The sequence below is a fragment of the Clostridium sp. ATCC 25772 genome (assembly GCF_001573875.1).
Taxonomy (GTDB): Bacteria; Bacillota; Clostridia; order Clostridiales; family Clostridiaceae; genus Clostridium_J; species Clostridium_J senegalense.
The window spans coordinates 1-23,421 of the sequence record NZ_LFRG01000052.1; the positions used below are offsets into that span (position 1 = coordinate 1).

Genomic DNA, 23,421 nt, shown 5'->3' on the forward strand with positions numbered 1-23,421 from the left:
AGGCAAGTTAAGCCTCTAGACGCCGAGAGTACTGCACGGGTGACTGTGTGGGAGGGTAGGTTGTTGCCAGGTAAGTATGGTTCACTAGCTCAGTCGGTAGAGCACATGACTTTTAATCATGGTGTCCGGGGTTCGATTCCCCGGTGAGCCACCAAATCGTAGTATTTATACTACGATTTTTTTTATATAAAAATATTAACATATACACAAATGAAAATAATAGAAGTGGATAGAATAATTAATAACTATATAGATTGTGGATAAAATATCATAGGAGGTGAAATTTAGTAAAGGAAAACCTTTTCTTTACTAAAAATATATGAATTTTATAATAGATAGATTTGAAGGAGAGTTTGCTGTTTGTGAAAAATCAGATAGAAATATGGTTAATATAAAGATAAAAAATCTTCCAAAGAACGCTAGAGAGGGAGATGTTATAATATTAAAAAATGATATTTTTCATATAGACATAGAGGAAACGATAAAGCGTAGAAAGGAGATAGAGGAATTAAGTAGGGATTTATGGAATGAGTAAATTATAATATACTTAATTATATATAATAATGATTATAAAAAATGATATTCTAAAAGTAGAATTTGTTAAAAGGCCAAATAGATTTCAAGGGTATGTAATTATTCATGGAAAAGAGGAATTAGTTCATGTTCCTAATACGGGAAGATGTAAAGAAATTCTTATACCTGGATGTGATGTAATTTTAAGAAAAGAAGACAATCCTAGTAGAAAAACTAAGTATGACCTTATTGCTGCGTATAAAGAAGGAAAATTAATAAATATAGATTCTCATATTCCAAATAAAGTTGTAGAAGAAGCTCTTAATTTAAAAAAAATTGATAAATTAAAAGAATATAACATAATACAAAGAGAGAAAACATTTGGAAAAAGCAGATTCGATTTTAAATTGAGTAAAGATACAGGAGAAGAGTATTATTTAGAAGTTAAAGGTGTAACATTAGAAGAAAACGGACATTCAAAGTTTCCAGATGCTCCTACAGAAAGAGGAACTAAACATTTATTGGAGTTGGTTGATGTAATTAATAGTGGCAGAGGTGCAGGGGTATTATTTTTAATACAAATGGATAATATGAAGACTTTTACTTCCAATGATGATACTGATGAGAAATTTGGAAAAGCTTTAAGATATGCTAAAGATAAAGGAGTAGATATTTTTGCATATCAATGTAAGGTTAGTGAAAATAGTATAGAACTATATGAGACGGTTAAAATTATAATTTAGTGATTTTATAGTATAATAAAAAATCGTGGTATCACGATTTTTTAATTTAGTCTTATTAAATTTATAGTTAATATATTATTAGTATAATTTATAGATATTTCATCAGTCATCATTCCTACTAAAGAAAGTTCTGAGTTTGTATCATCGCCACCATTTAGTAACCAATAGTATTCCTCTATTTCTGGTTTTCTAGGTGTAGATAGCAGAAAGTACATTTTATCTATAGATTCTTTTGACAAGTCTTCTATTTCACTAGCTAAGTTTATTACAACTCTATCACTTAATTTAGAAAAATTAACGTTTACATTTTTGCATCCTATATTAAGACAATATAACATTATTTCATTTATAATTCGCATGTTTCTTTGATTAATATGTTTCATTACTCATTATACTCCTTTTTAAATGCAGTTATGAGAGGTACTAAAATTATTGCTACAAATCCAGCGGCAAATCCATTATGATATAAATTCATTCCTCCATGTAAGTATCCTATATTCATCACCATAAATATATGCATAAATCCGGCTATAATACCATAGGGCCATCCAAAATTTCCGGCTATAGGACAAAGTGCAGTACTAAAAAGCATTCCTAATATCATACCAGGAGAGTTTAAATCCCAGATGCTTAAATAGGCACCTAATAAAGCTCCAATTATAACTGGAAATATATTTTTAGGATGTTTGCCAAAAGAACCAAAACCAGCTACAGTAAAAATTCCAGATAGAGTTGCACCATTTAAATCACCTTTGATTAATAATACAAAAATAGTAGCAAGTAATCCTAAAATTCCTATATTAAGATAAGTAATTGAAGGACCTAAAATTGAGTAAAAATCTGTGACTAGTTTTCCGGAATACTTAAATATGCAAGGATAATTTTTAAATACATTTTTATCACTAATATATGATACTATAATAATAGTAGTAAATACAAATATTAAAAATATTAGCAAAATTAAATTGTTGCCTGCTGACCATAATAATTTTTTTTCAAAGTTCATGCCAATAGCAGTGAATAGAGAGGCTAGAGCAGTTCCTAAAAGACCTCCAGCAAGACCAACATTAGCAAGACTATATCCTTGATGTAAGTGTACGGTATAAGAAGCCATTGGTGGAAGTATAAAACCTAGTAAACTACTTATACTTAAAGATATTACAATTGATAGTAAATTAGGAAATATATCAGAAAACATTAGAAATGTTACTGTTGGAGCTAATGTTGTTCCGAATAACATTATAACCACGAAGTTAGAAAATGGTGTTTTTTGATATTTAGAATATAACCATACACCAAAGACGATTGGCCATATGTTAACTATATTCTTACCAAATAATGAAAAGCCGGCAGTGGTTAGTAAACCTGCTATTATAGGACCAGTTGGCTCTATTTTTAGGTGTAGTAATAATAAAGTTAAAGTTAACATTACAAGGGCTGAATTTAAAAATGAAGGTCCTAAACCAGATAAAGCTATGTAATCAGTTATTAATATATCAGATTCCATGACTATTTTAGTTAATCCATTAAATAATTCAATTGGAGGTTCTAAAAGTAAAGATATAAAAAATAATACAAAGCAATATGAAATGATGAGAAAATAGGGCAAATATTTTGAATTTTTAAAAGTTACTATAATATGTCCCCCCTTAGATAGATATTTTATGTTTATAGTATAGCATGTACATATATTTTAAAGCTATAATTTTTATTTAAAATTATTGTATTACAATGATATATAATATATATTATATATATTAATCATATTTTATAAACGGTAAAGGAGAAAAGTTATGAGAAAATTTGTACCAGAATTTAAAGGATTATTAAGAAGCCATATGATTGAGTTACCTAGAGCAATTAGAGATGCTAGTGGAATTATTATATTTGGTAAAAGGCTAAAATCCTTTGTTTTTTCAACTGACGTAGCAATAATAAGGAATACAAATGCAGATGCAGTTATTGCAGTATATCCTTTTACTCCTCAACCGAGAATAACAGAAGCATTGTTATTAGCATCTGATGTTCCCGTATTTTGTGGAGTTGGTGGATCTATTACCACAGGAAAAAGAATAATCAACTTAGCTTTAGATGCTGAATTTAAAGGTGCTATGGGTGTTGTTGTTAACTCATCTACGCCAAATGAAGTAATACAGCAAATGCGAGAAACAATAGATATACCTATAATTGTTACTGTTGTTTCAGAATATGAAGACATAGAAGGAAGAATAAATTCAGGAACTACTATATTAAATGTATCTGGAGCTAAAAGAACAGCACATATTGTAAGAAAGATAAGAGAGAAGTATCCAGAGTTCCCAATTATGGCAACTGGTGGACCGACAGAAGAAAGTATTAAAGAGACAATAGAAGCAGGTGCGAATGCTATATCATATACACCACCATTTACTGGAGAAATATTAAATGAAATAATGGTTGCTCATAGAAAGAGATATAAATTACAAGAAAATGAGGAGCAACAATAATGGGTGCAGATATTGTTGTTTTTAACTGTAAAAAGTGTCCTGAGTACATAAATAAAAATTGTAATGGTATGGAGAGCAATTGTATGTGTAGAAATTGTCCAAGAAATCTAGGACAGTGTATAATAACTAAATATTGTAGGGAAACTGAATCAATTATAGAAATGGAAAATTAGCAGAATTTTTTAATACTGCTAATTTTTTTCGCAAAAATACAAATACTATAGTAAAATAAGCTCTAATTTAAATCTATTCATGAATTAAAGGTAATGTTAAGCAGTTGATTACTATTGAGGGTATACCAAAAGTTAAAAAGCAAATTTGGAACCCTATATAAAAATTTTAATTAATATTTATATGATAAGGAGAATTTATTATGATTAGTAATGAAGTAAAAATGAGAGTTGCACAAAATTGTCATGGTTATAGCTGTAGACATACATATTCACTTATGAGTTTTGTTGAATCTAGTCAAAGCTGTAGTACATGCAAAAATTATGTAAGAGGAAAATGTATTAAGGATCTATTTGATGATGTTTATAGCAAAATAAGGGTAAATTAATAATAAATAGATATATAGACAACTATTTGATTTCTTAATTGTTTAGAATATTTTATAAATTTGCAATATTTCAACTTGAAGAAAATTATTCCAAATGATAGAATTATATTGATTTTAGATATACTTAAAATTAAAGGGGACTATATAATTTATTAAATTTTGGAGGGGTTATAATGCATAAAAGATTATTTATACCTGGACCAGTAGATGTAGCACCAGATGTGCTAGAAAAAATGTCTATGCCGATGATAGGACATAGAAGTAAGGAAGCTTCAAGAATTCAAAGAACTATAAGTGAATATATGAGAAAAATATTTAATACAAAAGAAGAAATACTGGTTTCTACAAGTTCAGGAAGTGGTTTAATGGAAGGGGCCGTTAGATCATGTACTGCTAAAAGAGCAGCTATTTTTTCAATAGGAGCTTTTGGAAATAGATGGTATGACATGGCCATATCAAATAATGTTCCAGCAGATAAATTTGAGGTTGAATGGGGAAAACCAACTACACCAGAACAAGTTGATGAAGTTTTAGCTACAGGAAAGTATGACTTAATAACAGTTACTCATAATGAAACTTCTACAGGAGTAATGAATCCTTTAGATGAAATTGGAAACGTTGTAAAGAAATATCCTAATGTAGTATTTTGCTTAGATACAGTAAGCTCAGCTGCAGGTACAGAATTAAAAGTGGATGAGTGGGGAGTAGACATATGTATTGCATCCACACAAAAAGCTATAGGACTTCCTCCAGGAATGTCTGTTTGTACGTTTTCACAAAAAGCAGTAGAAAGAGCTAAAGAAGTTCCAAACAGAGGAATGTACTTAGATTTATTATCATTATATAATTATATCCAAAAGAAAGATTATCAATATCCTTCAACTCCATCACTATCACACATGTTTGCACTTGAATACCAACTAGATAAAATTATAAATAAAGAAGGATTAGAAAATAGATATAAAAGACATATAGAAGGCGGAGAAATTGTTAGAAATTGGGCTAGAAAACATTTTGAAATATTCCCAGATGAAAATTATATGTCTAACACATTAACTAATGTGAAAAATACAAGAAATATAGATGTAGCTGCATTAAATAAAGCTTTAGGAGAAAGAGGATATCAAATATCTAATGGATATGGAAAACTTAAAGATAAAACTTTCAGAATAGCTCATATGGCAGAAACTACACCAGAAGAAGTAAAAGAATTATTAAAGGTAATAGATGAAATTTTAGGACTTAACTAAAAAATAATAGATAATTAAGAATGTAACTTGCTATAACATAGTGAATAAACTTAAAATTATAAAGCTTATTATAATGCTATTTAATTTAAGTATATAATCACTCTTTGGGGTGTCTTAAATTTACAGTATAAAAGACATCAGTATGTATTAGCTATAATTTATTTTAAATTATAGCTAATACAATGCAGATACATTCTTAATTTATTATGGTATATATAAGGAAATAAGCTTATATTTAAGTTATTTATCAAATCTTTGTTATTAGTTGATAAAAATAAGTACAACTGTAGTTAGTTAATAGTTAAAAGAAAGCTATTAACTAACAGTAAAATATTAATTTTAAATCTTCTTATTTGGTAAATGGCTAGCTTTAAAGTTTAGTTTAGAGCACTATAGTTGGATGAAAGTTATATTTAAATTGTTTGGGGAAGTAATTTAAGTATATGTCCAATGTTTAGGAATCTAAAAACATATAAGTATGATTTTGAAATAGATAGGAATAAAAAGTAAATTTGGGGGGCTATAAAATGATAAGAATATTAGTTACTGATGGTATGTCAGCTTCAGCTGTTAAGGATTTAAAGGAAAAAGGGTTTGACGTTGTTGAACAGTTTTATGAACCAGAAGAACTTGGAAATGCTCTAAAAGAATTTGATGTAGTAGTTGTAAGAAGTGCTACAAAAGTTAGAAAACCAATAATAGATAAAGCTTTAGAAACTGGAAAATTAAAACTTATAATTCGTGGTGGTGTAGGTGTTGATAATATAGATGTGGATTATGCGAAGGAAAAAGGAATAACTGTTAGAAATACACCAAATGCTAGTAGTGCATCAGTAGCAGAATTAGCGCTGGCTCATATGTTTGCAATAGCAAGATTTATTTCACTATCTAATGTATCTATGAGAGAAGGTAAGTGGGATAAGAAAAAATATAAAGGAACAGAAATATCAGGCAAAACTTTAGGATTAATTGGTTTTGGAAGAATAGCTAAAGAATTGGCTAAAAGAGCTGAAGCCTTAGGTATGAAAGTACTTTATAATAATAGAAGAGGTAAGTTAGACGGTTACGATAGATATGAGTATTGCATATTAGAGGAATTATTACAAAAATCAGATTATGTATCACTTCATATACCAAGTCAAGGTGGAAAAGCTGTAATAGGTGAAAACGAATTCAAGTTAATGAAAAAAACTGCTTATTTGATAAACTGTGCAAGAGGTGGAGTAGTTTGTGAAAAAGCTTTAATAGAAGCTTTAAATAATGAAGTTATAGCTGGTGCAGGAATAGATGTTTACGAAGAGGAGCCAACTAAAAATACAGATTTAATAAATCATCCAAAAGTTTCTGTTACACCTCATATAGGAGCGTCAACAAAAGAGGCTCAACAAAGAATCGGGGAAGAAATAGTAACTATAATAACAGAAATTTTTAAATAAAGAGGGGGAATCTACCTATGGCAATAGTAAAATCATTTAAAGCGATAAGACCAAGAAAAGATTTAGTAGATAAAGTTGCTGCATTACCATACGATGTCATGAATACACAAGAAGCAAGAGAAATGGTAAAATCTAATCCATATTCTTTTTTGCATGTAGATAAAGCACAAATCGATTTAAATCCAAGTACAAATCAGTATGATAAAGTTGTATATGAAAAGGCAAGAGATAATCTTTATGGGATGATTGATAAAAAAATATATATTCAAGATGCAGAAAAATCAATGTATATATATAGACAAGTAATGGATGGAAGAGAACAAACTGGTATAGTTGCATGTACATCTATAGATGATTATATGAATGATATAATAAAAAAACATGAGCATACTAGAGCGGAAAAGGAACAAGATAGAATAAATCATGTTGATTATTGTAATGCAAATACAGGTCCTATATTTTTAACATATAAAAATATAAAAGAAATAGATGAAATAGTTGAGATCTGGACTAAAAAAGAAGCTGAATATAATTTTGTATCAGAAGATGGTATTTCACATATAGTTTGGCTAATTGATGATAAAAATACAGTAGAAAAATTAGAAAATTTATTTAAAGATGTTAAATATCTTTATATAGCAGATGGACATCATAGAGCAGCCTCTGCTGTAAAAGTGGGACAATTAAGAAGAAAAGAAAATCCAAATTATAATGGAAATGAGGAATTTAACTTTTTCTTATCTGTTATATTCCCATCAGAAGATTTATATATAATGGATTATAATAGAGTTGTTAAAGATTTAAATGGAAATTCTAAGGATGAATTTTTAAATAAGGTAAGTGAAAAATTTGAAATCAAACCTTGTGATATATGTGAGCCATATAAACCATCAGAAAAATGTACATTTGGTATGTATATAGATAAGAAATGGTACAAGCTTACAGCTAAAAAAGGTACTTATAATGAAAAAGATCCTGTAGATAGTTTAGATGTTTCTATATTACAAAATAATTTATTAAGACCAATACTTGCAATAGAAGATCCTAGAACAAGTGATAGAATTGATTTTGTTGGAGGCATAAGAGGCTTAAAAGAACTAGAAAAAAGAGTGGAAGAAGGAATGGTGGTAGCCTTTTCAATGTATCCAACTAGCATAATGGAACTTATGGATATAGCTGATGCAGGAAGAGTTATGCCACCTAAGTCTACATGGTTTGAGCCTAAGTTAAGAAGCGGTATATTTGTTCATGAATTAAAATAAATGTATGTATAAAAAAAGACCGAACAGAAAAAATAAAGATTGAATAATGATAAAGAAAGGTTATCCTTCGGGAGGCAACCTTTCTTTCTTTTGTTAATTTATTGAATCCAAGGGTAAAATTTCATATTCTGAAAATAGATATGAATGCTAAAATAAAAATGGTTCTTTCCATAGTTAGTTGAATTTAGACTTATTTTTATATATTATTGTAGATATTCTATATTTTGAAAGTAGGTTTTATGATGAATGAATTTATTAAACTTTTAGATAAAAATCTTGAATTTGTTAGGTATGAGATTATTGATGACACTATGTATACAAATGCTGTCTCTAATCGAAACGAAGTCATATGTCCCTTTTGTGGAGGAATATCTAAAAAAGTTCATTCACGATATTTAAAAAGTTTTCAAGACTTGCCAATTCAAGATAAAAAGGTGACTATTATTTTAAATAATAGAAAAATGTTCTGAAACAATCCTAACTGTAATTATAAAACTTTTGCAGAAAAATTTGATTTTATATCTCCTAAAGGAAAAAAACGAAACGTTTAGAAAATGAAATTATTACTTTATCTTTAAGCTTAAGCTCAATAACAGCATCTAAATATTTAAAAAGAAGTATTGCAAATGTAGGTAAAAGTACTATTTGTAATCTTTTAAAAAAAGAAAGAGATAATGATAAATAAAGAGAATATAACAAAGATTTGTATTGATGATTTTGATGTGAAAAAGAGACAAAAATATGGAACAATGATGGTTGATATAGACACACATCAAATTATTGATATAATCTTTTCTAGAGAACTTAATGATGTTGTAGAATGGTTAAAAACATATCCAAATCTAAAAATAGTTTCAAGAGATGGGTATATCACATATAAAAATGCTATATCTTTGGCACATGCTAAGGCTGTTCAAATCAGTGATAGATTTCATTTATTAAAAAATTTAACTACATATTGTAAGAAATATCTAAATAAAATTTTAAAAACTAAAATAGTAATTGATAAAGATATTTTTGATGAATCGGATAAAAACAAATCGTGAGTTAATAAAAATAAAAAACTGACTAGAAATGAAAGAGCTTTAAAAGCACTAAATATGATTAATTCTGGATTTACTAAAACAGAAATTTGCCAAAACTTAAAAATGAATATAACAACTTTAAATAAAATCGTTAATTTAAATCCAAATGCCATAAATTATTATGGTAAAAGTAAACTGACTTTAAAATAACAGGAGAAACTAAAAATAAACAGGAACTTATCAATAAAGTTAGAAAAATGAAAAATAATTATTCTTCTGTAAGTAAAATAGCTAGAGAGTTAAATCTTGATAGAAGAACTATATCTAAATACTTAGATCTAACTATAACAGGTATAAATGGTAATTTAGGCTCAAAAAGAAAAAGTAAGTTAGATCCATATCTTTCACTTATAGATGAAATGGTTGATTTAGGAGCAACCTCTACACAGATTTTAGGGAAAATTAAAAACAAAGGTTATATTGGTTCATCGTCTAACCTTAGACATTATATATCTAAAAGAAAAAAGTTATTAATTGATAATTGCAAAAATAATTCTTATAATAAAACTCAACATATACTAGTTGATCGCAATGTACTTATAAAATTAATTTTCAATCCTATAGAAAAAATTAAAGAGCTAACACCTTTAATTTTGAATAAAGTATATGAAAAAGTTCCAAAGTATAAAAAAATAGTTGATATAGTTTCTAAATTTAGAAATTATTAAAAAATAAATGTTCTGATGGATTAGATTCTTGGATAATTAAGGCTTCAAAGTTAAATATTGAACAACTTATTAATTCATTTATAAATGGGATTAAAAGAGATATTGATTCAGTAAAAAATGCACTAATGTATGATTATAATAATGGTATAGCAGAAGGAAGCGTAAATAAATTAAAAGTAATTAAACGCATTATGTATGGACGATGTAGTTTTGATCTATTAAGGAGCAAAATTTTAAATCTTGAATTAATGAAATTCAACTAAGAATGGAAAGAACCAAAAAAATATTGACATTAATAGATATGTATGTTACAGAACTTTCAAAAGTGTTAAGAACCTTTCCACAAGGAGATCGAAGGTTTGAAAAAATTGATGAATTAATAGTAAATTACACTAGTCTAGAAAACTATTAGAGTAATAGTTGTGATTGCTAAACTTAATGTTAGCCTTTACACTAGGCTAAGCAAATGATAAAATTAAATAGAATATATAGACTGTGGAGGTATATTATGGAAAAATTAGTGGAGTTTAAAGCAGAAGATTTTATTTTTGAGGTTGTGGATGAAAAGCACCTTATGGCGGATTATACTGCTGATTGTTCTAATGCTGGACGTTCATGTTGTTGTACTAGATCTTGTACACAAAATGGGATCGCTGCAACAGAAGAAGAATGGGGAGAGTTTTTAGAAGTAAACTCAGGTATAATACAATATTAAAAAGATTTAAATTATAAAAGTATAGAACTCTTCAAGTTTTTGAAGAGTTTTTTATTTAGGAAGGAAATAAAATGAAATATAAAATACGCGAAAGTGTCGATGTATATATAATAGGAGAAGATATCTTATATATATATTTTATGAATACAAGACAAACAATAGAGTTTAAAGTAAGTAAAGAGGTTATAGACTTAGTAAAATGTATAGACGGTGATACATTTCAAGAAATGCAAGAAAAGTTAAAGAGGAATACAAATAAGAATTTTAGTTTAGAGTCAATAAAAGCAGCAATAGAGTTTCTAATGAAAAAGAATGTAGTGGTAGAAGTAATAGATTTGGATAAACAGATCATATTATCTAATGTAGATGTAATTAGATATGATAGACAAATTAGTTATTTATCTGAATTTGATACAGGAGAATTATCTGGTTTAATTGCTCAGAGAAATATAAAAAATACAAGCATATGTATTTTTGGATGTGGAGCAATTGGAGGTAACATTGCACTTGAATTAGTTATGACTGGGATAGAAAAAATCATTTTAATAGATAATGGTGATATTGACGAGTCAGATTCGGTTAGACATTTATATTTCAAGAACAAGTATTTAGGAATTTCTAAAGTAGAAGCATTAAAAGAAGAATTGTTATTAATAAACAAAAATATAAATGTTGAATGTATCAAATTAAAATTAACGCCAGAAACAGATATAAAAGATATTATATTGAGAAGTGATTTTATAGTAAATACAATGGATGAACCATACATTGGGTATACATCATTGAAAATTTCAAGAGAATGTGTGCATTTAGGAAAACCTCACTATATAGCTGGTGGATTCGATATACATTTGATGAGTACAGGAGAATTGATTATACCGGGGATTACACCATGTGTTGAATGTTATACTCAATATTTTAAAAAGAAGTTATCAAATTGGAAGCCTGAAAGTAAAAGGCATATAGATAAAGTTAATGAATATGGAGGCTTGTCATCACTCTCATTATTTTCATCAAGTTATGCAACTATGCAAATAATCAAGTATATAATTAATCCTAATAGCAATGATTTTAAAAAGATGGTTAGAGGAGAAGTTAATTTTAATAAATATAGTATTGAATACTTAGATGTTTCAAGAAATGAATTCTGTGTAACATGTGGAGGTATTGTTAATGAAGCCTAAAATTAGAAGTTCTGTAGGTGTAGTAAAATTAGATGATAATATAGTAGAGTTTTTTAAAGGGAATACAAGAGAAAGTTTTATGGTAAAGGTTAATGCTGAAAAGATTTTGAAAATATTAAAGGAAATGAATGGGGAAAATACCTTATTAGATATTAAAAACAAATTAAATTTAGATGAAAAAAGTATAGAGCAAATAGAAAAGTTGGTAGATATATTAAAAGAAAGAAGCATTATAGTTGATGAAGAAATAAGAAACATAGAGTTAAGGGAGAAATACGGTAGGGTTTTTTCAATGTTAGAGGATTATTGTAAAACAGAAGATGAGGTATTGAGTTCTTGGATGAATATTAGAAACTCAAGGATTGTAATAATAGGCTTAGGTGCTGTTGGATCTTGGATAGCAGCAAATTTAGTTCAGTTAGGAGTAAGGAACTTTATTTTTATAGATCCAGATGAGGTGGAGATAACAAATATTCATAGACAATGGGGATATGGTGAGGGTGATGTAGGAAAGAAAAAAACAGAAGTTTTAACGAATAGGTTATTAGAAATTGAAGATGATTTAGTTATAAAATCGGTTAATATAAAAATAGAAGAAAGAGTATTAGAGCGTGTTATAAATGAATCTGTAAATTTAATAATAAATTGTGCAGATAAACCAACAGTAGATCAAACATCTGAATGGGTTGGGGAGTATTGTATGGTGAAAAATATACCTCATATAATAGGTGGGGGATATAATCTTCATCTTAGTTTAATTGGACAGACAGTAATTCCAAACAAGACTGCATGTGTAAAGTGCTTTGAAATACAGTTAAAGGAGAGAAATCAATTGGAAACTTCTAATATGAAAAAGTTAGCAAGAGAAACAAGAAAGATAGGAAGTTTTGGTCCAATGTGCTCTTTAGCCGCTAGTTTTGCTGCAACTGATGCATTTAAAGTGTTGTCGAAAATAATAGATCCAACAAATATAAATAGAAGAGGGGAATTTAATATTAATACAATGGATATTAAATATCATTATGTTAAAAAATTAGATGAATGTCCTTGGTGTGGAAGTAATGGAAAATATAAAAGGTAATAGATGTAATATGAAGCAATGGGATAATGAAAGTATAATTCCAATTGTTAGAGTTAGACTTGTTGAAGATTATAGTTTAAAAATTGATAAGGATAAAATTTATGGGATTGAAGAATCTAAGGAGATATTTCATAGATTGATAGGAGCATCGACAGTTGAAAAATTAGCATTAATTTGTATGGATAATGCGTATAAGCCTATAAATATATCAATTGTTAATATAGGAACAATTGACTCAATAAATGTTTCAGTTGGTGAAATATTTAGAATTGCTTTATTATGCAATGCAAAATATTTAATTATTGCACATAATCATCCATCAAACAATATGAAACCTAGTGAATATGATATAAAGATTACAAAGCAAATAGGGCAAATTGCAAAGATGTTTAATATGAATTTGCTTGATTCTATTATAATAGGAAATGGTTTATTAGATACATTTTCTATAAGAAGTAGTTTAAAGGAGAATACAGAATATTAATAAAATATAAGTGGTATTTTTATTAGGGAGAAGTGAGAAATATGAACAATATACAAGTATTATGTGCTAAAGAAAATAATCTTAAAAATATAAATGTTACGATACCGTTAAATAAAATAACTGTAGTAACTGGGGTTTCAGGTTCGGGAAAATCTTCGTTGGTTTTTGATACTATATATGCAGAAAGTGAAAGAATGTTTTTAGAAAGTATGTCTATGAATATAAGTATGCTTACATCATCATTGAAAAAACCTGATGTATATAAAATAAATAATTTAATACCTGCAATCGCAATTTCACAAAAACAGACAAATAGAAATCCAAGGTCTACAGTAGGAACTGTAACAGATATATCACAATTTATAAGATTATTATTTTCTAGGATTGCTAATATAGATACAAATTTATCATGGACTGAGGGAGATTTTTCGTATAATAATATAGGTTCTTGGTGTAATAAATGTAAAGGAACTGGAGAAGAATATTCAATTAATGAGGAAAAAATAATTGATTTCAATAAGTCAATTAACGATGGAGCAATAATTTACTGGAATGAGACTAATAAAGATTATTATAATAAATTGTTAAATGAAGTGGCTAAATATTATGAGATAGATTTAGATGTAGAATTAAATAAATTAGATGCAAATAAGTTAGAATTTTTATTATATGGAGAAAGTGATGTTAAATTTACTATTAGGTATAAAAACTACAAAGGGAATTATAGAAATAAATCAGTAAAATTTGTAGGCATTTATAAGGAGTTAAATAATAAGCTTATCGATATTGAGACACCATCTACTTTAAAAGGTATACAAAAATTTCTAATTAGGACTCGTTGTACAAAATGTAATGGTTCAAGGTTAAAAGAAGATAGATTAGAAGTGGAGTTATATGGGAAAAATATATATGATATTCATAAAATGCCTATAACAGAATTAAAAGTATGGATGAAGGATAATGTTAAAAGTGATGGAGATATAAGGGATAAGATATTTTTGGAAATTGCAAATGAGGTAGAAAAAAGGATTGAAAATTTAGAAAAAGTAAAATTAGGATATTTATCATTATATAGGAGTGTGCCAACTTTATCAGGAGGAGAAATTCAAAGATTAAGGTTAGCAAATCAATTGTCTTGTGGATTATCAGGATTACTATATGTACTAGATGAACCTACAATGGGGTTGCATATGAATGATATTAAAAATATCTCTAATATACTTAATGATCTTAAGGCAAAAGGAAATACAATATTACTAGTAGAGCATAATGCAGAGATTATGCTAAAGTCAGATTATATAATAGATATGGGACCAAAAGGTGGAATTAATGGAGGAGAGATAATATTTAAAGGTACACCAAAAGAAATTATTAAAAAGTTAGAGTTATCTACAGGTGAGTATTTGAAGTATTACAATAAAGATATTCAATACAATCAGATAAACGATAAAAACAATAAGTTCTTAAATATAATTGAGGCGACTTCTAATAATGTTATTTTGCAAGATTTTAAAATCCCATTAAATAAATTTGTTGTTATAACTGGCGGATCGGGATCGGGTAAAAGTACGATTATTAATAATATTATTGAACCATCTTTAAATAAAAGGAAAGTTGTTAACTGCAAAGCAATGGAGGGGAAAGAGTATATAGATAAAGTTATTAAGGTAGATCAATCACCAATAGGTAGAAGTCCAAAGTCTAATATTGCTACATATACAGGTATGTTTGATTTAATAAGAGATATTTTTTCAAAAACAGTAGATGCCAAAAAAAACAAAGTAACAAAATCAAATTTTAGTTTTAATGTAGAAGGTGGAAGATGTGAGAAGTGCAAAGGTGATGGAAATATAAAAGTTGATATGAGTTTTATGCCTGATACATATATTGAATGTGATGAATGTAAAGGTAGAAGATATAAAGAAAAGGTTTTAGATATAAAATATAATGGCAAAAATATATATGAAGTATTAAGCATGAGTGTAATAGAGGCTTATGATTTTTTTAGTGAAAATAAAAAAATTAGCCAAATATTACAATGTTTAATTGATGTAGGTTTGGAATATATAGGAATAGGACAATCGGCGTTAACAATATCAGGCGGAGAGGCGCAGAGAATTAAACTAGCGAAATATTTAAGTGATGAACCTAAAAATAATATAATGTATATATTGGATGAACCATCTGTCGGGCTACATTACAGCGACGTGAAAAAACTGATAGAATTACTTAAAAAAATGGTGGCAAGAGGTAATAGTATAGTAATAGTGGAACATAATTCAGAAATTATAAGAAATTCAGAATATATTTTAGATATGGGGTTAGATGGAGGTCCGTTAGGTGGAAAAGTTATTGATATGGGTTCACCTTTACAGGTTAAACTTAATGGAAAGGCATCCGTTACAAATATATTATAACTTATACCATAAATCTTATTACTGTTATGTAGTTAACCCAAAAACCTTAACTAGGCAAAAAGATTGAACAATAAGTTAGAAGAGAGCGAGGAGAAAAAACTGATTCCTCTTTTGATAGAATAAAAAATGAACAATAAAAGTGGTGAGAGCGTTTCAAAGATTTAAGGAAGGAGAGTGTGGTTGTTTAATGTTTTTTTACAACTACAATAAATGTATGTATAAAAAAAGACCTAACAGAAAAAATAAAAATTGAATGATGGTAAAGAAAGGTTATCCTTCGGGAGGCAACCTTTCTTTCTTTTTATTCATTTATTGAATCCAAGGGTAAAATTTCCTCTTCTGAAAATAGGCTAGAGAGGAGAGAATAAGGGAAAAAGAAAGAGGAAGATGAAGGAGTAGAAAGGGGAATAAAGAGAGAAAAAAATGAGGATACAAAAGGAGAAGTAGCAAAATGGGGTAAAAGTATTTGAAAATTATTGGTCAGACCTTATTAAACTTTGAAGAATTTGGGAAAATAGATAAAACTCTAAAGGGCGCTATATAAGTGAGGTTGAGAAGGAATGGGTGAAAAGAGAGGTTGTTCAATCTTTATTAGACGTATACAATAAACTTTATATAAAGTAGTAGGAAATGTTAAGTTTAATTATTTTTTAGATAATTACTAACATTTCCTACTTTTTTATTTGATATTAATTTAATATTTATGTAAAATATAAAAAACTATTTAGTTATTAAGATTTAGGTAATAATAAAGAGTATAATTAAAAGGATTAAAATTAATATATAAAGGGAAGTGATTTTATGCCAGAACATTCATTATCAAGAACTGAAAGATTGATAGGATTTGAGGCTTTAAATAAGTTAAAAAATAGCACAATCATTATATTTGGAATAGGTGGAGTTGGGAGCTTTTCAACAGAGGCATTAGCAAGAAGTGGAGTTGGAACTCTTATATTAGTAGACAATGATGACATAAGCATAAGTAATATAAATAGACAAATTCATGCTACTTTTAAAACTGTAGGACAAAGTAAGGTAGAGACAATGAAAGAACGAATATTAGATATAAATCCTAATTGCAATGTAATAACTCATCAAACTTTTGTTACAAAGGAAAATATACCAGGTATAATAGGAGAAAATATAAACTATGTTATAGATGCAATAGATACAGTTACATCTAAAATAGATTTAATAGTATATTGTAACGAAAAAAACATACCGATAATAAGTTCAATGGGAACAGGTAATAAGTTAGACCCTGCTCAATTTAAAATTGCTGACATATATAAGACTAATGTATGTCCACTAGCTAAGGTTATGAGACGAGAATTAAAAAGAAGAGGAATTAAAAAGACAAAAGTTTTATTTTCAGAAGAGCTTCCTGTTACTCCGTTACCAGAAGAAGTAGAAGATATAACCAATGTTACTGATAATGATAAAGTAACAATAAGAAAAAGAGTAACACCAGCAAGTATAGGTTTCGTGCCACCAGTGGCAGGAATGATTATTGCTAGTGAGGTTGTAAAAGATATTATAAACGATTTATAAAAAATATTGATTATATTATAGTTTAATATAAAAATAAAACACTATCCCTTTGATAGTGTTTTATTTTTATTTACCATTCATTTAAATAACTATATAATGCAGGATATACATTGAAATTGTACATTAAGTTCATATATTCATCCATTGCTTCAGTATTTTCATCATATTTTTTTATAGCCTTAATCATAATATTTTTAGGTGTTTCAAGGGGAGATATGTATTCAACTACCGAAACATCGTAACCCTTAGCCTCAAGCAGTAATGATCTCATTCCATCAGTTAAGATATCGGCAAATCTTGTTTTAAAGACGCCATGTTTTAAAACAGATTTTAAAGGGTCATATTTATATTGAGATAGTAGTTCTTTGTGGCAGCATGGAACTGAGATTATAATATCAGAATCTAACTTTATACCTAAAGCTAAGGCCATATCTGTCGCTGTATCACAGGCATGAAGAGAGATAACAACATTAATATTTTTATCTGTTTTATAATCTTTTATATCAACAGCATGAAATTCCATATTTCTATAGCCAAGATTCTGGGCTATTTTTTTTGAACTATCTATAACTGACTTTGAATAGTCTAACCCAATAAAATGGCATTTTCTTTTTTTTACTTCTGTAAAATAATAATTAAGAACAAAAGAAAGATAAGATTTACCACAACCACAGTCTAAAATGTTTATAGTTTTGTTTCTAGGTAAATCATCTAATATCTCACTTAAAAGTTCAACATAATGGTCTATTTGATTATATTTTCTTACCTTATCATTTTTAATTTTACCATCTTTAGTCATTATGTTAATTTCTTTAAGTAGGGCATCTGCTTTTCCTACTTTTATATAGTAATCTCTGTTTAATAAGGTAGAAGTATTTCCAGGAAAATCATCTTTTTTAGATTTCTCATTAGATTCAATATCTTTTATTTGTGTATTTTTCATTGATACGTTCTTATTATCAGCAGTTATAGAAATAATTTCACCACGCTCACTATAAATAAGAGAAAGGCTATCATACCTTTCAGCTTCTTTTGTAATTGTATTAAAGAGTTCGGAGATAGAAATTTCATTAGTAACCCCATTGAAGTTATATTTTAATAAATTATTATCTATTTTTGCAACACCTTTAAAAGTTTTAAGCCCAGTACTATAAACTACATTAATATCTTTGAAGATAGATAAATTTTCAGCATATCTGTTTTCTAAGCCTACTAAAAATAATTTTAATTTAGATATATTAGATTTGTTCACTAAGATCAACCTTTCTATTTAAAATTTTCTATAAGATTATATTACTATAAAATGAAAATTTAAAGGATAATTTATTATTTGTTATTTAAAAATAATATATAATATTTGCTTAATAAATATATTATGTATTTTAACCTATATTTAGCTATTCAATCTAAATAGGTTATAATATATAATTAGTATTTGAAGGTGGTGATTTTTTGAAAAAGAAAAAGAACATATCTACCTTAATATTTATATTTATCACTATGCTTTTTGTTGCTGTTGCGGATAATGTAAAAGGGGTACTAGTGCCAGCATTTAAACAAAGTTTTTCGATAACAAATTCTAATATAGGTGATATATTTTTAATAGGTAGTATAGGTTATGTTTTATTTACTTACTTAGGTGGAATATTATGCGAAAAAATAGGACAAAAACGAACTTATGGATTAGGATTTTTAGTAGTAGTTTTGTCAGCATTTTTGTTTTATGTGTCTAGTGGGTATAAAATGCTATTGATATGCATATTTATATTGAATGTTGGAATTGCATTGATATGTATATCAATAAATACGTTAGTTCCAATGCTAGCCATAGGATTTCAAGCAGTAGCTATGAACTTAACTCATTTTTGTTATGGTGTAGGGTCTACATTAACACAAGCAGGAACAGGGGCTTTTTTAGCTAGAGGATTTAACTGGAGAAGCATTTATATTTTTATAGGTGTTTTATTTCTATTGGCATTTATAATATTTTTATTTATACAAATACCAGAGCCTAATGTAGATTATAAAGCTGTTAAAAAAGATGGTAAGGGAAGTATTAAAGTAGTTTTGAAAAATAAGATGTATTATTTTTATTCTATTGGTTTAGGTTTTTATGTGTTTGCCGAAGTTGCAACAGCTAACTGGTTAGTAAATTTTTTGCAAGAAACTTACAAATTTGATTATCAAAAGAGTACAATATATTTATCAATATTTTTTATATTATTAACTGTGGGAAGATTACTTGGTGGATTTGTAGCAGAAAAAGTAGGATATTTTAAAACGGTAATAATTTCTCTTAGTATTGCATTAGTTTTATATACTAGCAGTTTAATACTAGGTGAGAGAGGCATGTTTTTAATTTGTATATCAGGATTATTTTTTGCTATTACATTTCCAACTGTGGTAAGTACTATTGGTAATACCTTTAAAGAAAATGCTATATATATGTCTGGAATAATAATTACAACTTCAAGTACTATCAATATGTTACTAAATAAATTTATAGGAAATCTTAGTGATGTTATAGGTACTGAAAAAGCATTTTATTTAATACCAATTAGTTTAGTAATTTCCATAGCATTCTTGATTTTGACTTATAGAAATACAAAAACTTTAGTTTGAGGTAGGGATTTATGATGAATAAAAGTGCTTTAGTTGATTTGGTTGTAGCAAAAGGTAGAAATAAAGAATATACAATAAAAGATAGATTAGGAATAACAATTGGCAGAATATATATAATTGAAATTGATGAAGTTAATAAAAATTGTTTGTTTAGGCTAAAATTTTATAAAGAAAATAATAGCTATGAGTATATGTTAGATACTTTAAAGATTATGTTAAACATCTTATTTAATAATCATAAGGTAAATAAGGTAAATGTCTTATGTAGTGAAGAACTAGATACTAATGCATTTACAAATATAGGTTTTGAACTTGAAGGAATATTACAAGATAATATTATAAATAATTGTAATAAGTATGAATATGAACTTTTATTTGGTATAACAGAAAGTATGTATAAATCTCATTATATTAATTTAGGAACAAATTTAAAAGGTGTAAATATAAAATTAAAGGTATTAACTCCACAAGAAAGTAATGATTTATTAAATTATTATATAAGGAATAGGAAGTTTTTAACGCCTTTTGAACCATATAGAGATGAGGGATTCTACACTATAGAAAATCAAAAACAAAGTTTGATAGAAAGTTACAAACAATTTATAAAAGGCGAATCAGCTCATTTTGGAATATATCTAAAAAATAAATTTATAGGAAGAATAAGAATTAACAATATTGTTATGGGTGTTTTTAAAAATGCATTTATAGGATATTCAATTGATGAAGAATACCAAGGAAAGGGTTATATGAAAGAGGCTGTAAGGCTTGCTATTGGATTTGCTTTTAAAGAACTAGGATTACATAGAATTGAAGCAAGTACAATGATAACAAATGAAAAATCGCAAGGTGTATTAAAGGCATGTGGTTTTGAGGAACTTGGTGTAAGTAAAAATTATCTATATATAAACGGAAAATGGCAAGATCATAAAATCTTCTACAAAAACAATAGGTAAGGGTTTACTTTAGTTATTGATAATAGTATCATTAAATTATATAACAAAATTAAAAATTAATTATCTTGTTAGGTGAGGTTACTGTATGAAAATACGCCACTGCCCAGAAATGTCCAGAGACGCCAATGGGTTAGCAGATACTATCGAATTAAGGTTTTATCTAATGTGGCTGAGAAGAACTCTACGTCTTACAGAGCTAAAACTCAACGTATTAAGGAAAATTAGATTTTAGAATTTTAAATATAGCTTTATTTTGATTTTAAATCTCTCTACTTAATGGGTTGAGGGATTTTTATTTTGTTTTAAAAATAAATTTTAGGAGGTGACTGCCATGGATGATGGAGCCAGTAGTTTTATTATAGGCAAATTGGTAATGGCTGCTATTCATGCAGTTACTAATAAATATATAAACAATTATAATATACTATTTAAAAGTTTATAATATATAGGTAAATAGTGTGAATAGCAGTACCTAAATAGGAGGTATTGCAAATGGAATTCAAAAAAATAGTAGAGCTAATAAGAAAAAATAAATTTGTTGAAGCGAAACATTTATTACAGAATGAAAATCCAGCAGATATAGCACAATTATTAGAAGAGTTAGATAGTGAAACTATGCTAATAGCATTTAGAATTTTATCTAAAGATTTAGCAGCAGAAGTATTTTCTTATATGAATAAAGAGGATATTCATTATATTATAGAAGCAATAAACGATGATGAACTTAGAATTATAATGGATAGGATTTTTTTAGATGATACTATAGATATTTTAGAAGAACTGCCTTCAAATGTTGTAAGTAGGGTTTTAAAAAACACTAAAGAAGGAAAGAGAAAACAAATTAATTCCTTTTTAAATTATCCTGAAAATTCAGCAGGAAGTATAATGACCATAGAGTATATGAGTCTAAAGAAAAAGATGACAGTAGAAGAGGCTATATCACATATAAAGAAAAATGGAATAGATAGAGAAACTATAGATACTTGTTATATAATTGATAAAGATAGAAAGTTACAAGGTGTTTTATCTATTAGACAGTTGATATTGAATGATGACTATACGCAAATAGAAGACATTATGAAAAGCAATGTGATTTATTGCAATACGCTAGAGGATCAGGAAGATGTTGCTGATAAGTTTAAAAAATATGACTTTACAGCAATGCCAGTAGTAGATAACGAAAAAAGATTAGTAGGAATAATTACGATAGATGATATAGTTGACATAATAGAACAGGAGAATACAGAAGATATTCAAAAAATGGCAGCTATGGAGCCATCAGAAGAAGAATATTTAGAAACTGGTGTTTTTAAGTTAGCAAAAAATAGAATTATATGGCTGTTAATTCTTATGATTTCAGCTACATTTACAGGAGCTATAATACAAAAATATGATGATGTATTGCAATCAGTTGTAATTTTAGCAGCATTTATCCCTATGCTTATGGATACAGGTGGAAATGCAGGTTCTCAATCATCCACACTTATAATAAGAGGTTTAGCATTAGGTCAAATAGAAATGGGAGACGTTTTAAAAGTAATTTGGAAAGAAATTAGAGTTAGTTTAATAGTTGGTGTAATTTTATCCATTGTTAACTTCTTCAGAATATATTATTTACAAAAGGTTGAGTTAGCTATTTCAGCAACAGTTAGTATAACATTATTTTTTACTATTGTTATAGCAAAGGTAGTAGGTTGTGTACTACCAATAGTAGCAAAAAAATTAAAATTAGATCCAGCTATAATGGCTAGTCCATTAATAACAACAATAGTAGATGCATTATCATTAATTATTTATTTTGGAGTGGCTACTTTGTTACTAGGAATCTAAAGGTATATAGGTCATTTAACAATAGTATTTTATCCTATTGTTAAATGGCTTTTTTTAATACTTTAATCATAGGAAATAGTGAGAAAGTAATGAATATTTAAAATAAAAAAGGTATTTTTTATAAAAACAGTTATTTTTTATGAATACTGTACCAGGAGTGTCGATAAATGAATAATAGAGCATATGTAAAGTAAAATAAGTAAATGAAAAATAAATACAAGTAATAGCAATTTTAACAAAAAATAAATAGGATTAAAAAATATATAATAAATCTTGTCGCTGGGGCAAACAAGTAAGTAGCTCAAGCGATAAGGATTTAAACTTTAAAAGACACTTAAAAATTTTGAAAAAAGTTTTAAAAAAAGTGTTGACAAAGAAGTTAAAACCTAGTAAAATAGTAAAAGTCGTCAGGTAATGACGAATTGGTCTTTGAAAATTAAACAGATAAATATAGGTAAAACCAGTTAATTCATTTGAGAATCTATTTTGTAGAGGCTCACATCGGAAGATGTAAAAAATTGACTATTATAGTCAGCAAATTGCTTGAAGCAGTTCAAACTTTTAAATTGAGAGTTTGATCCT

The 23,421-nt window shown here is 27.4% G+C and carries 24 protein-coding genes, 1 tRNA gene and 1 riboswitch; of the genes, 22 read left to right on the forward strand and 3 right to left on the reverse strand.

Annotation, left to right across the window (positions count from 1 at the left end; all coding sequences use genetic code 11):
• Nucleotides 1-78: 78 nt before the first annotated feature.
• From AZI32_RS14740 to sfsA, 3 genes are all read left to right on the forward strand, one after another.
• Nucleotides 79-154 (forward strand) — tRNA-Lys (locus AZI32_RS14740).
• Between the two features lie 165 nt (nt 155-319).
• Nucleotides 320-535, forward strand: coding sequence for a DUF3006 domain-containing protein (locus AZI32_RS14745; protein ID WP_061996546.1), 216 nt, complete (start codon nt 320-322; stop codon nt 533-535).
• A gap of 28 nt (nt 536-563) precedes the next feature.
• Nucleotides 564-1,256: a DNA/RNA nuclease SfsA gene (sfsA, locus tag AZI32_RS14750; RefSeq protein ID WP_061996547.1), complete on the forward strand. Its 693-nt coding sequence runs from the start codon at nt 564-566 to the stop codon at nt 1,254-1,256.
• Nucleotides 1,257-1,297: 41 nt separating this feature from the next.
• On the opposite strand, the gene AZI32_RS14755 is transcribed toward sfsA, so the two are convergent.
• Together AZI32_RS14755 and AZI32_RS14760 are read right to left on the reverse strand one after the other, a co-directional pair.
• Nucleotides 1,298-1,639 carry a hypothetical protein gene (locus AZI32_RS14755; protein WP_061996548.1) on the reverse strand — a complete coding sequence of 114 codons (342 nt, stop codon included), beginning with the start codon at nt 1,637-1,639 and terminating at the stop codon, nt 1,298-1,300.
• The gene (locus AZI32_RS14760) at nt 1,639-2,865 is read right to left on the reverse strand and encodes a DUF1576 domain-containing protein (protein WP_082761281.1); all 1,227 of its coding nucleotides are present in this window, start codon (nt 2,863-2,865) and stop codon (nt 1,639-1,641) included. Before AZI32_RS14760 ends, AZI32_RS14755 begins: the two co-directional genes overlap by 1 nt.
• A 184-nt stretch (nt 2,866-3,049) precedes the next feature.
• Between AZI32_RS14760 and AZI32_RS14765 the strand changes: the two genes are divergently transcribed.
• From AZI32_RS14765 to AZI32_RS14830, 16 genes are all read left to right on the forward strand, one after another.
• Nucleotides 3,050-3,742, forward strand: coding sequence for a hypothetical protein (locus AZI32_RS14765; RefSeq protein ID WP_061996549.1), 693 nt, complete (start codon nt 3,050-3,052; stop codon nt 3,740-3,742).
• On the forward strand, nt 3,742-3,915 hold the full coding sequence (locus tag AZI32_RS18770; protein ID WP_164474748.1) for a hypothetical protein: 174 nt from the start codon (nt 3,742-3,744) through the stop codon (nt 3,913-3,915). The genes AZI32_RS14765 and AZI32_RS18770 overlap by 1 nt, the downstream gene beginning before the upstream one ends.
• A gap of 200 nt (nt 3,916-4,115) precedes the next feature.
• The gene (locus tag AZI32_RS14770) at nt 4,116-4,301 is read left to right on the forward strand and encodes a hypothetical protein (protein ID WP_061996550.1); all 186 of its coding nucleotides are present in this window, start codon (nt 4,116-4,118) and stop codon (nt 4,299-4,301) included.
• Nucleotides 4,302-4,474: 173 nt separating this feature from the next.
• Entirely contained in the window at nt 4,475-5,551 is a 1,077-nt protein-coding gene (locus AZI32_RS14775) for an alanine--glyoxylate aminotransferase family protein (RefSeq protein WP_061996551.1), read from the forward strand.
• A 527-nt stretch (nt 5,552-6,078) separates the two neighbouring features.
• Entirely contained in the window at nt 6,079-6,987 is a 909-nt protein-coding gene (locus tag AZI32_RS14780; RefSeq protein WP_061996552.1) for a D-2-hydroxyacid dehydrogenase, read from the forward strand.
• 17 nt (nt 6,988-7,004) lie between these two features.
• A complete protein-coding gene (locus AZI32_RS14785; protein ID WP_061996553.1) occupies nt 7,005-8,249 on the forward strand; it encodes a DUF1015 family protein in 1,245 nt (414 codons plus the stop codon).
• 242 nt (nt 8,250-8,491) lie between these two features.
• On the forward strand, nt 8,492-8,719 hold the full coding sequence (locus AZI32_RS18085) for a transposase family protein (RefSeq protein ID WP_082761282.1): 228 nt from the start codon (nt 8,492-8,494) through the stop codon (nt 8,717-8,719).
• A 204-nt stretch (nt 8,720-8,923) separates the two neighbouring features.
• Complete coding sequence (locus tag AZI32_RS14795; protein WP_061996554.1) at nt 8,924-9,295, forward strand: transposase; 372 nt, start codon at nt 8,924-8,926, stop codon at nt 9,293-9,295.
• A gap of 236 nt (nt 9,296-9,531) precedes the next feature.
• A complete protein-coding gene (locus AZI32_RS14800; protein ID WP_061996555.1) occupies nt 9,532-10,002 on the forward strand; it encodes a hypothetical protein in 471 nt (156 codons plus the stop codon).
• Between the two features lie 265 nt (nt 10,003-10,267).
• A complete protein-coding gene (locus AZI32_RS18500) occupies nt 10,268-10,414 on the forward strand; it encodes a hypothetical protein (protein ID WP_157450935.1) in 147 nt (48 codons plus the stop codon).
• Nucleotides 10,415-10,510: 96 nt separating this feature from the next.
• On the forward strand, nt 10,511-10,717 hold the full coding sequence (locus AZI32_RS14805; RefSeq protein WP_061996556.1) for a hypothetical protein: 207 nt from the start codon (nt 10,511-10,513) through the stop codon (nt 10,715-10,717).
• A gap of 71 nt (nt 10,718-10,788) precedes the next feature.
• On the forward strand, nt 10,789-11,901 hold the full coding sequence (locus AZI32_RS14810; RefSeq protein ID WP_061996557.1) for a ThiF family adenylyltransferase: 1,113 nt from the start codon (nt 10,789-10,791) through the stop codon (nt 11,899-11,901).
• Complete coding sequence (locus AZI32_RS14815) at nt 11,891-12,982, forward strand: ThiF family adenylyltransferase (RefSeq protein WP_061996558.1); 1,092 nt, start codon at nt 11,891-11,893, stop codon at nt 12,980-12,982. Before AZI32_RS14810 ends, AZI32_RS14815 begins: the two co-directional genes overlap by 11 nt.
• A complete protein-coding gene (locus AZI32_RS14820; RefSeq protein ID WP_061996559.1) occupies nt 12,963-13,466 on the forward strand; it encodes a JAB domain-containing protein in 504 nt (167 codons plus the stop codon). The genes AZI32_RS14815 and AZI32_RS14820 overlap by 20 nt, the downstream gene beginning before the upstream one ends.
• Nucleotides 13,467-13,507: 41 nt before the next feature.
• The gene (locus AZI32_RS14825) at nt 13,508-15,883 is read left to right on the forward strand and encodes an excinuclease ABC subunit UvrA (protein ID WP_061996560.1); all 2,376 of its coding nucleotides are present in this window, start codon (nt 13,508-13,510) and stop codon (nt 15,881-15,883) included.
• An 801-nt stretch (nt 15,884-16,684) separates the two neighbouring features.
• A complete protein-coding gene (locus tag AZI32_RS14830) occupies nt 16,685-17,434 on the forward strand; it encodes a tRNA threonylcarbamoyladenosine dehydratase (RefSeq protein ID WP_061996561.1) in 750 nt (249 codons plus the stop codon).
• A 70-nt stretch (nt 17,435-17,504) separates the two neighbouring features.
• On the opposite strand, the gene AZI32_RS14835 is transcribed toward AZI32_RS14830, so the two are convergent.
• Nucleotides 17,505-18,686 carry an SAM-dependent methyltransferase gene (locus AZI32_RS14835; RefSeq protein ID WP_061996562.1) on the reverse strand — a complete coding sequence of 394 codons (1,182 nt, stop codon included), beginning with the start codon at nt 18,684-18,686 and terminating at the stop codon, nt 17,505-17,507.
• A 200-nt stretch (nt 18,687-18,886) separates the two neighbouring features.
• Between AZI32_RS14835 and AZI32_RS14840 the strand changes: the two genes are divergently transcribed.
• From AZI32_RS14840 to mgtE, 3 genes are all read left to right on the forward strand, one after another.
• Nucleotides 18,887-20,056 carry an MFS transporter gene (locus AZI32_RS14840; RefSeq protein WP_061996563.1) on the forward strand — a complete coding sequence of 390 codons (1,170 nt, stop codon included), beginning with the start codon at nt 18,887-18,889 and terminating at the stop codon, nt 20,054-20,056.
• A 14-nt stretch (nt 20,057-20,070) separates the two neighbouring features.
• Nucleotides 20,071-21,009 (forward strand): GNAT family N-acetyltransferase, encoded by a 939-nt coding sequence (locus tag AZI32_RS14845; RefSeq protein WP_061996566.1) that lies wholly within the window; start codon nt 20,071-20,073, stop codon nt 21,007-21,009.
• A 57-nt stretch (nt 21,010-21,066) separates the two neighbouring features.
• A riboswitch (M-box (ykoK) riboswitch) is annotated at nt 21,067-21,232 on the forward strand.
• 269 nt (nt 21,233-21,501) lie between these two features.
• A complete protein-coding gene (mgtE, locus tag AZI32_RS14850; RefSeq protein WP_061996564.1) occupies nt 21,502-22,839 on the forward strand; it encodes a magnesium transporter in 1,338 nt (445 codons plus the stop codon).
• The last annotated feature ends 582 nt before the right edge of the window (nt 22,840-23,421 follow it).

Coding starts and splice junctions, on each gene's coding strand:
- AZI32_RS18770 (WP_164474748.1), top strand. CDS start 3,742: ATGGGTGCAGATATTGTTGTTTTTAACTGTAAAAAGTGTCCTGAGTAC.
- AZI32_RS14765 (WP_061996549.1), top strand. CDS start 3,050: ATGAGAAAATTTGTACCAGAATTTAAAGGATTATTAAGAAGCCATATG.
- AZI32_RS14815 (WP_061996558.1), top strand. CDS start 11,891: ATGAAGCCTAAAATTAGAAGTTCTGTAGGTGTAGTAAAATTAGATGAT.
- AZI32_RS14830 (WP_061996561.1), top strand. CDS start 16,685: ATGCCAGAACATTCATTATCAAGAACTGAAAGATTGATAGGATTTGAG.
- AZI32_RS14795 (WP_061996554.1), top strand. CDS start 8,924: ATGATAAATAAAGAGAATATAACAAAGATTTGTATTGATGATTTTGAT.
- AZI32_RS18085 (WP_082761282.1), top strand. CDS start 8,492: ATGAATGAATTTATTAAACTTTTAGATAAAAATCTTGAATTTGTTAGG.
- sfsA (WP_061996547.1), top strand. CDS start 564: ATGATTATAAAAAATGATATTCTAAAAGTAGAATTTGTTAAAAGGCCA.
- AZI32_RS14770 (WP_061996550.1), top strand. CDS start 4,116: ATGATTAGTAATGAAGTAAAAATGAGAGTTGCACAAAATTGTCATGGT.
- AZI32_RS14755 (WP_061996548.1), bottom strand. CDS start 1,639: ATGAAACATATTAATCAAAGAAACATGCGAATTATAAATGAAATAATG.
- AZI32_RS14780 (WP_061996552.1), top strand. CDS start 6,079: ATGATAAGAATATTAGTTACTGATGGTATGTCAGCTTCAGCTGTTAAG.
- AZI32_RS14820 (WP_061996559.1), top strand. CDS start 12,963: ATGGAAAATATAAAAGGTAATAGATGTAATATGAAGCAATGGGATAAT.
- AZI32_RS14745 (WP_061996546.1), top strand. CDS start 320: ATGAATTTTATAATAGATAGATTTGAAGGAGAGTTTGCTGTTTGTGAA.
- AZI32_RS14810 (WP_061996557.1), top strand. CDS start 10,789: ATGAAATATAAAATACGCGAAAGTGTCGATGTATATATAATAGGAGAA.
- AZI32_RS14775 (WP_061996551.1), top strand. CDS start 4,475: ATGCATAAAAGATTATTTATACCTGGACCAGTAGATGTAGCACCAGAT.
- AZI32_RS14805 (WP_061996556.1), top strand. CDS start 10,511: ATGGAAAAATTAGTGGAGTTTAAAGCAGAAGATTTTATTTTTGAGGTT.
- AZI32_RS14845 (WP_061996566.1), top strand. CDS start 20,071: ATGAATAAAAGTGCTTTAGTTGATTTGGTTGTAGCAAAAGGTAGAAAT.
- AZI32_RS14825 (WP_061996560.1), top strand. CDS start 13,508: ATGAACAATATACAAGTATTATGTGCTAAAGAAAATAATCTTAAAAAT.
- AZI32_RS18500 (WP_157450935.1), top strand. CDS start 10,268: ATGGAAAGAACCAAAAAAATATTGACATTAATAGATATGTATGTTACA.
- mgtE (WP_061996564.1), top strand. CDS start 21,502: ATGGAATTCAAAAAAATAGTAGAGCTAATAAGAAAAAATAAATTTGTT.
- AZI32_RS14800 (WP_061996555.1), top strand. CDS start 9,532: ATGAAAAATAATTATTCTTCTGTAAGTAAAATAGCTAGAGAGTTAAAT.
- AZI32_RS14785 (WP_061996553.1), top strand. CDS start 7,005: ATGGCAATAGTAAAATCATTTAAAGCGATAAGACCAAGAAAAGATTTA.